This is a genomic window from Marivivens sp. ABH4_498 (genome assembly GCF_056160585.1).
The window spans coordinates 1-429 of record NZ_JBSWXL010000019.1 but is presented as its reverse complement, the minus strand read 5'-3'; the positions used below and the strand labels follow the sequence as shown (position 1 = coordinate 429).

Below are 429 nucleotides of genomic sequence, written 5' to 3'. Positions count from 1 at the left end.
ATTTCGTGTGATGTGTTAAATTCAGTTTGGGTTATTTGACGTACAGGACTTCGGATGCCAGATCGGCGCCATCAACGGTCAGAACAGCCAGAACTTTGTTGTAAGTGTTCAGGTCCAGTTCGACGTCGGTATTGATGTTACCGCCTGCGAATACTTCTTCGGTGCCGAGCAGCTGGCCGACGCCTTCAGCGTTGTAGCCGTAGATCTGCAGTTCGCCTGCAGCTGGCGAATTCACGTATTCGATGGTGATTTCTTCGCCGCTATCGACGGTGTTCTGTACACCGAAATATGCGTCCGAAGCAGCCGATGCAGCACCAGCAAAGCCAGCAGTTGCGATTAGGGTAGTTGCGATAGTTTTGGTCAGGTTAAACATGATATTTCTCCGTAATTTCGTGTGATGTGTTAAATTCAGTTTGGGTTATTTGACGT

1 protein-coding gene is annotated in these 429 nt (G+C 48.5%); it reads right to left on the bottom strand.

Annotation, left to right across the window (positions count from 1 at the left end; genetic code table 11):
• Window positions 1-31 precede the first annotated feature (31 nt).
• Window positions 32-373, bottom strand: a complete 342-nt coding sequence (locus ACXAGA_RS16470; RefSeq protein ID WP_475118555.1) for a hypothetical protein — start codon at window positions 371-373, stop codon at window positions 32-34.
• Window positions 374-429: the final 56 nt, after the last annotated feature.

Bases quoted from the DNA above. Each gene is read 5' to 3' on its own strand.
- ACXAGA_RS16470 (WP_475118555.1), bottom strand. From the start codon at position 373: ATGTTTAACCTGACCAAAACTATCGCAACTACCCTAATCGCAACTGCT.